This is a genomic window from Candidatus Obscuribacterales bacterium (genome assembly GCA_036703605.1).
Classification (GTDB): domain Bacteria; phylum Cyanobacteriota; class Cyanobacteriia; order RECH01; family RECH01; genus RECH01.
The window spans coordinates 1-1,610 of the sequence record DATNRH010001198.1 but is presented as its reverse complement, the minus strand read 5'-3'; the positions used below and the strand labels follow the sequence as shown (position 1 = coordinate 1,610).

Below are 1,610 nucleotides of genomic sequence, written 5' to 3'. Positions count from 1 at the left end.
CGGACAGTTGTACTATCAACAGGTGACCTACGGTTTAGAACGCTACTATATGCCTGAGGATCAACGAGATACCATCAACACCGAAATCATGGAGCTGAATCAAGCGTTTGGTAATGAGCCCCCCTTTGTCGTGGAAGTACGGGTGCGAGGGAATGGTTATGCGGTGCCTATTAGCCTTTGGGTGGGCGATCGCCAGTATCAATTCTAGACTGCCGTTCAGGCCAGACATAGGTTTGGTGGTGCTGCATCAGGGTATGAACCTCGAACTAGAAGCACTGAAAGGTATTGCTGAATGAAGATATGAAATGGGAACGGGAGTACGATGCTCACACGACCTTGATGGCGAATGAATCGTGAGTGTGAGCGTCTCGCTCGCGGTTCAGCAGCGCAAATCCTATCGTCATTCAGCAACGCCCACTGAAACCTTCTTCAAACGTTGCGGAGTCATCCTGCTTTTCAGCACCGCTATATTTTTTAGGATGACGTGAGTATTTTCACTGGCTATTGGGGCACATTAGATATGAATACGGCCTATGCCATCCAGGATGGCCGAGCAGACTCCATCGTCAGGACAGCCGCCAGCGCTAACGGCGATCGCTCCTCAGCCATAGGCTATTGGCATCATACTCCAGCCTAGGACGTATACCAATCATTATCTATCTACTAGTGCCGACATCGGGGAGGCTGGATCATGATCGATCTAATGGACTTTAATGAATGCCCACGACTGGGTAGCTCTTGGACACAGTTTACTAAATCTATTTCGCGGCTCCTACTCACGCCGTTGCCCCTGCATATTAAAGGGTTGATTGTGCTCATGGCCTGTGCGATCGCCGTTTGGCTAGGACGGACGCTCTATCGTCAGTGGACCAAGCGCCATCATCCCCACTGGAGCCCCACCTGGACGCGGGTAACCCTGGGTGGGGCGATCGCTTTCCTGGTTTTAGTGTCGCCCCCTAGCCTCAACCTAGCGCTCTGGGGGCTGAGCAGCCATCTGCCGCCCGACCCGGGCACCCCCGCCGATGCCATTGTGTTTCCAGGACGACCCTATCGCCTAGATGGCGGTGGACGCTTTGCAGCGGCGGCTGAGCTATGGCAGGCAGGGCGGGCACCGTTCATTTTCGTCAGCGGTTCCGGCACCACCCCCTTCGAGATTTTGGAGGATATGGGAGTGCCCCCATCGGCGATGAGTGGTGAAGTTTGCTCCCTGACGACCAACGAAAATGCCATCTATACCGCCTATAATCTGCTGCCGGAGGGCATCAAGACCATTGTTTTAATCACCGATCCGCCCCACATGTGGCGATCGATCCTCACCTTCCAAAACCAAGGCTTTGAGGTGATCCCCCACATGACCTCCCTGGTGAATGATCTCGGCTACCGGGAAAAGATGGTGCTGGTGCTGCGGGAGTATGGCGGTCTCCTCAGCTATGTTTTGCTGGGACGTCTGGAGTAGATGTCTGAAGTCGTAGGGTAGATCACAGGTATGCCACAAGACTAACAGCAGGATTAACAACAGGATTTATTGGGCCAGGAGCGATCGCCAGAGCAATTTGCGATCGCTCCAGCTGGCTTTGAGTAATTCTCGCCGCACATCGTTGGTGGTTTTA

Annotated in this window: 3 protein-coding genes; all 3 read left to right on the top strand. The window is 53.6% G+C overall.

The annotated features are described in order from the left end of the window. Positions 1-208, top strand: a 208-nt coding sequence (locus V6D20_24865; protein ID HEY9819014.1) for a GDYXXLXY domain-containing protein, incomplete at its 5' end; no start/stop codon positions are given. Between the two features lie 276 nt (positions 209-484). Beyond that, a complete protein-coding gene (locus V6D20_24860; GenBank protein ID HEY9819013.1) occupies positions 485-637 on the top strand; it encodes a hypothetical protein in 153 nt (50 codons plus the stop codon). A gap of 54 nt (positions 638-691) precedes the next feature. Continuing rightward, positions 692-1,456, top strand: a complete 765-nt coding sequence (locus V6D20_24855) for a YdcF family protein (protein HEY9819012.1) — start codon at positions 692-694, stop codon at positions 1,454-1,456. Positions 1,457-1,610 lie beyond the last annotated feature (154 nt).

Coding starts and splice junctions, on each gene's coding strand:
- V6D20_24855 (HEY9819012.1), top strand. CDS start 692: ATGATCGATCTAATGGACTTTAATGAATGCCCACGACTGGGTAGCTCT.